The 5,243-nt window shown below is 28.4% G+C and carries 7 protein-coding genes; 3 read left to right on the forward strand and 4 right to left on the reverse strand.

Annotation, left to right across the window (positions count from 1 at the left end; translation table 11 throughout):
- Positions 1-124: 124 nt before the first annotated feature.
- The 3 genes from EZH24_RS06840 (at position 125) to EZH24_RS15070 (ending at position 1,976) form a co-directional block, all read left to right on the forward strand.
- The gene (locus EZH24_RS06840; RefSeq protein WP_137998384.1) at positions 125-1,033 is read left to right on the forward strand and encodes a glycosyltransferase; all 909 of its coding nucleotides are present in this window, start codon (positions 125-127) and stop codon (positions 1,031-1,033) included.
- A gap of 2 nt (positions 1,034-1,035) precedes the next feature.
- Entirely contained in the window at positions 1,036-1,704 is a 669-nt protein-coding gene (locus EZH24_RS06845) for a hypothetical protein (protein WP_236847099.1), read from the forward strand.
- 98 nt (positions 1,705-1,802) lie between these two features.
- Positions 1,803-1,976, forward strand: coding sequence for a hypothetical protein (locus EZH24_RS15070; protein ID WP_236847100.1), 174 nt, complete (start codon positions 1,803-1,805; stop codon positions 1,974-1,976).
- Between the two features lie 16 nt (positions 1,977-1,992).
- Here the strand turns inward: EZH24_RS15070 and EZH24_RS06850 are convergent, their stop codons facing one another.
- The 4 genes from EZH24_RS06850 to EZH24_RS06870 form a co-directional block, all read right to left on the reverse strand.
- On the reverse strand, positions 1,993-2,493 hold the full coding sequence (locus tag EZH24_RS06850; RefSeq protein ID WP_137998385.1) for a hypothetical protein: 501 nt from the start codon (positions 2,491-2,493) through the stop codon (positions 1,993-1,995).
- A 393-nt stretch (positions 2,494-2,886) separates the two neighbouring features.
- Positions 2,887-3,729, reverse strand: a complete 843-nt coding sequence (locus EZH24_RS06860) for an alpha-1,2-fucosyltransferase (protein WP_137998387.1) — start codon at positions 3,727-3,729, stop codon at positions 2,887-2,889.
- Positions 3,730-3,768: 39 nt separating this feature from the next.
- The gene (locus EZH24_RS06865; RefSeq protein ID WP_137998388.1) at positions 3,769-4,854 is read right to left on the reverse strand and encodes a glycosyltransferase family 10 domain-containing protein; all 1,086 of its coding nucleotides are present in this window, start codon (positions 4,852-4,854) and stop codon (positions 3,769-3,771) included.
- A 2-nt stretch (positions 4,855-4,856) separates the two neighbouring features.
- Positions 4,857-5,243, reverse strand: a 387-nt coding sequence (locus tag EZH24_RS06870) for a GDP-mannose 4,6-dehydratase (protein WP_137998389.1), incomplete at its 5' end; no start/stop codon positions are given.

Here is a 5,243-nt window from a genome sequence, read left to right on the forward strand (position 1 = left end):
AAATATAAATTTTAGTTTCATGAAGCCAAGCCAAGCCAAGCCAAGCGCTAATTTTATACTTTTTGCATTTCTCTGCATTCTTTTCAGGGCGATTTGCTATTGCATTTTTTAAGGCGGTAAGTTTGTGAAAAAGAAAATTGCCTTATTATTATGCTCTACGGGAAACGAAGCCTTTGCGGTTGGAAATGTAATTATCGGAGCTAAAAAATATTTATTTCAAAATTTGACTCGCGAAGATTACGATATAATATTTCTCACCGACAAACTCGAAGGCAAAGACGAAAACGCTCTTAAAAATATTTTTCCAAGAATAATAATCAAAATATATAAATCACCTTTTTCAAAAGAAATGCTTAATTTGAGAGAATTAAATCATTTTAGCAGTTTTACTTACGCTCGTTTTGAGGCTTTTAATTTGCTTGAACAATACGAAAAAGTTTTTTATGTCGACACCGATATCGTTATACAAAAAGATATTTCCGAAATTATTGATATAAAAACTCCTTTGGCAATTTCTTATTTTGCAAATAAAATGACAGTTTCTGGGAATTTTACAAAAGAAAATATAGATTTAGTCAAAGGCTACGATTTAAATAAAGTATCGATTATAGCGGCGGTATTTTTAATTAACGACAGTTTGAATAATTATCAAATAATGTCAAAATGGTGTTATGATAAAGCGGAAGAATACAAAACCAACGACCAATCAATATTAAATTTACTTATACAAGAATTTAATATAGAAACGCATGACTTGACGGAAAGCTACGGCGCTTATCCGACTTCAAACATAGCAAAAGAATCTCATATAATTCATGCAATCGGACCCGCAAAATTTTGGCGAGGAACTTACAATAAAGAATGGGAAGAAAATAATAAAATATGGATAGAAGCGGGCGGAAATACGACTTACGAAGAAAACGCTAAAAAGCGAAAGTTAATTGATAAAATCGTTTGGTTTATTCCAACTTTCAATTTGCGAGACAAAGTAAGAAGATATTTATTAAAGAAAATCGGACTAACGGGGAGATAATTATGTTTGAAACTCCCATACTTTTTATAATATTCAAAAGAAAAGACACGGCTCTAAAAGTTTTGGAAATTATAAAACAAGTTAAACCTAAATATTTGTATATAGCGGCGGACGGCTGGAGAGACGAAGACGAAAAAATAAAATGTTTGGAAACGAGAGAGGCAATTTTAAATACAATAGATTTTGAATGCAATCTTAAAACATTATTTAGAGAAGAAAATGTCGGTTGCTGTTATGGACCAGTCAACGCGATAAATTGGTTTTTTGAAAATGTAGAACAGGGAATAATTTTAGAAGACGATTGTTTACCCGAAATTTCATTTTTTGATTACTGTGAAAAACTTTTGAATTATTATAAAGACAACGAAAGAATAATGCATATTGCGGGAGAAAATCCATTAGATAGAAAAGTAGGAGATGCGAGTTATTATTTTGCTACAGTTATGCATGGATGCGGATTTGCAACTTGGAGAAGAGCTTGGCGATATAATGACCCAGATATGAAATCTTTTACATTAAAAGATTTATCAAAGACTTTAAGAAAGAGATATAAAGATTTTAATATAAGAGATTATTGGAGGAATTGGTTTCCAAGAGTGAAAAGAAGTCATAATTCCGTATGGGATACACAATGGGCTTATATAATAATGTGTATGGATGAGTTTCTATAAATTCAAATACAAATTTTTTATGTAATATAGGGTATGGAGAAGATGCTACGCATACATCAGCTCCAAATGACCCAAATGCAAACCGCAAAACTTATCCGATGGACACAAAAAATATTATTCATCCTTCAAAAATAGAATGCGATAGAGAAGCCGATTTTGAAATAGCGATTAAAAGATTCGGTTTGATTCCGTTTTCTCTTACGCATAATGTGAGTAGAGAGATTAAGAGAATTATTCGGCAGATGGGAAATTTGTTTAAGAGTAAAAATTAATAGGAGTTATTATAATTTACATCATATGATTATTAATATTTAGATTTATATATTGATAACTGTCTATATGTATAGTTTTTATAATCTTTATTGACTTATTAAATATATTCAAAATGAAGTTTATTACAAATAAAATAATGGCAAATAATATTAAAAAAATAAAAAGTAATAACGAGCTGCATATCATAAATTTAATATAATTTGATATAATATTATCTAATAATTTGTCTTCCACTATGTTGTCGTTATTATTAAGCAATCCGTTTTTTTTAGCTATAAAAAAACCTATTATATGTTCTAATATTGAAAAGTTATCGGATATATCGATTAATATGTCTATATTCTTTATATATCTTTTTTTATCTCTTTTATTTATAAGTTTATTATTGCTAATATATTCTCGTTTAGAAATTAAATATCTTATGCTCATTTGTATAAATATATTTTTCCATATTATAGAAAACATATATATTATAAACAAAATAAATATCATATATACATATACTTTTGTAATCATAATTATTTGTTCCTATATATTTTTAATTTATTATAATTAATTTTATTAATGATTAATAATATAAAAAGCAATAAGTTAAAAACAAACGAAATTGTAAATTTTTTATCGCTTTCAAATAAACTTATAATTGTTTTTGATATATATTTTACTATTTCTTTATCTCCAGATTTTACCATTAAATAAAATGTTCCGTAAATCAAAAGCAGAAAAGACACTGTAATAATTACTCTTGCAGAATAAACAATTAAAGTCTTTTTTATAAAAAAATTATATCGTAATTCGTCTTTAGATTTCTTATTTGCCATATATTTCCTATTAATCTTCCAAATTTCATATACGATATTATAAATTTTAAAATAAAAAAGTCAACATACCATAAAACTATTATTTAAATCAAACGGGCGTCATATCCAAACCGACATTAAAACTATTCAAATCCACTTTATCGTCTTTACCTAAAACATGCATCAAAGGAACATTGCCTATAAAACTTGCCCAAATCGTAAAAGTGGAAGGCGCGCCAATTATATAATCGCATAAACTCAGCAAATAATGGTCCTCATACCAATCGCATTTTGAAATAATATAATCTCGTTTCGGTTTCAAAGTTATCTCTTCGTTTGAAAATAAAATAAATAATATCTTTTTATCTTTGAATAAATTTGAAAACTGCTCTATTTTATCGTTATAAACTTCGTCCTCGTAAAAATATTTTCCGTTATTCCAGCCTCGATAATCGCCTCTTCTTATATGAATGCCGACTTTTATATCGTAATTTTTAAATTTCTCATATATATATGAAGACTTTTCTAATTTTGGCGTATATTTTTCTTTGAAATAATCTCTGTATTTTATGGCAAGTTCGGGAACTCTAAATTCCCAACCCGACACAAAAATCGTTTTATCTCTATTTTCCAATATTTGTTTATCGTAAAGAGCGATATTGTTTCTATCTTCAATATTCATATAATCGAATATCAAAAAATTTTTTATATTTAATTTGCCCGCCAATTTGGAAATATTTTCAATTATTCTATAGCGAGTATTTAAATTCGGCAAAAATATTTTAGGAATTTTCTTAAAACTGTATTTGTCTTTTATTCCGTAAAAATCTTCCATATCGTAAAATTCGAGATTATGATATTCTATATTATTTTCTTTACAATAAGCCTCGAAATGCATATTTTGAAGAAGCCTATTGCTTTTGTCTCCAAATCTTTTATAAAGAAGAACCATTTTAATTTCCTAAAACTTATTTTAATTATTATTTTAAATTTATTTCAATCTTTCGTTTATAAGATTTTCCAATCGATTTAAAATTTTCTCTCTTCGCTCCCAAAGATAATCAATCATAGAATCGTTAATTTTAATTTGACTTTGAAAAGCTTCAAATAATTTATCGTCTTTATTCAATTTTTCAACTTCTTTCAAAAGCGCCGAATTATCTTCTCCTTTTCTATAAAACAACAAAGCGTTTTTATTTACCAAATCCATTTCAATATTTTCATCGCCATAGTAAATTGGAATGCATCCCGCTCTAAACGAATCGAATAATTTTTCGGTAATATAACCATCGCTAATCGTATTTTCGGGGCAGATATTAAATTTGAAATCTCTTAAATATTCTATTTTATTGTTATTAAATTCATTTTTCAAAGTGTCGTCATTATGAAGTAATTTTCCCGCGCATTTTACTTCGCCGATTTTACTAACTTTATTAAAAATTTCCGTTCTAATTTTCGGAGCATCATGACTTGCGACTAACGAAGCGAATTTATTCTTTTTAGATTTTGCGCTATTTATATTGTCAATAGTTTTTTTAATTTTATCTTTGGTAAAATTCTCTTCCAATATTTCGCCAAAATGATAATTTATCCAAATAGGAAAGCGAACATAATTTTTATATTTGTTTTCGTCCAATCTGTCGAAGCCGAGAGACAAATCGACATCGTTCACGCAATTATCGGAATATTCGCTCCAAACTTTGCTTATGGCATTTTTTGAAACGCATTCTCCCGTGTAGAAAATTTTAATTTTAGCTTTCGATTTTTCCAAAAAATATCTTTTGCCGTTTGGAGCGAAAAACTCTATATCGGGATTATAGCTTACCGACAAATCTGGCAAATAATATCTTTTTATAAAATTGTAGAAATAATTATTTTTGAATTCTCTTTCGTTTACCGCCCAGTCGCCTCGCACGAAAAAAGTTTTCTTGCCTTTTACTTTATCTTTATAATTTGAGTAATTTATTCTATAGCCAAAATCTTTAAGAAAAATTGAATTGATTCTTATTCTGTTTCTTAATTTAGAAAACGGAATTATCCAAACCAAATATTCGATTAAATTCTTTTTTAGTTCCATTGTTAAGCTTTATTTATTTTGTCCAAACTTAATCCGCAGTTATTCAAATCGTATTCGAGCATTATTTTTACAAGCTCTTTGAAAGTCGTTTTCGGTTTCCATCCTAATTTTTCTTTAGCCTTTGCGGGATTTCCAAGAAGCAAATCGACTTCGGCGGGTCTATAATATCTCGGGTCTATTTCGACATATTTTTTCCAATCGAGTCCTACCAAACCGAAAGCCTCATCCAAAAATTCTCTAACCGAATGCGTCTCTCCCGTAGCTATGACATAATCTTCCGCTTTTTCCTGCTGAAGCATAAGCCACATTGCCTCGACATAATCTTTTGCGTAACCCCAATCTCTCTTCGCGTCCAAATTTCCCAAATATAATTTATCTTGTTCTTTCTT

The organism is Brachyspira catarrhinii (assembly GCF_005518285.1).
GTDB lineage: Bacteria > Spirochaetota > Brachyspiria > Brachyspirales > Brachyspiraceae > Brachyspira > Brachyspira catarrhinii.

Bases quoted from the DNA above. Each gene is read 5' to 3' on its own strand.
- EZH24_RS06845 (WP_236847099.1), top strand. From the start codon at position 1,036: ATGTTTGAAACTCCCATACTTTTTATAATATTCAAAAGAAAAGACACG.
- EZH24_RS15070 (WP_236847100.1), top strand. From the start codon at position 1,803: ATGGACACAAAAAATATTATTCATCCTTCAAAAATAGAATGCGATAGA.
- EZH24_RS06850 (WP_137998385.1), bottom strand. From the start codon at position 2,493: ATGATTACAAAAGTATATGTATATATGATATTTATTTTGTTTATAATA.
- EZH24_RS06860 (WP_137998387.1), bottom strand. From the start codon at position 3,729: ATGGTTCTTCTTTATAAAAGATTTGGAGACAAAAGCAATAGGCTTCTT.
- EZH24_RS06865 (WP_137998388.1), bottom strand. From the start codon at position 4,854: ATGGAACTAAAAAAGAATTTAATCGAATATTTGGTTTGGATAATTCCG.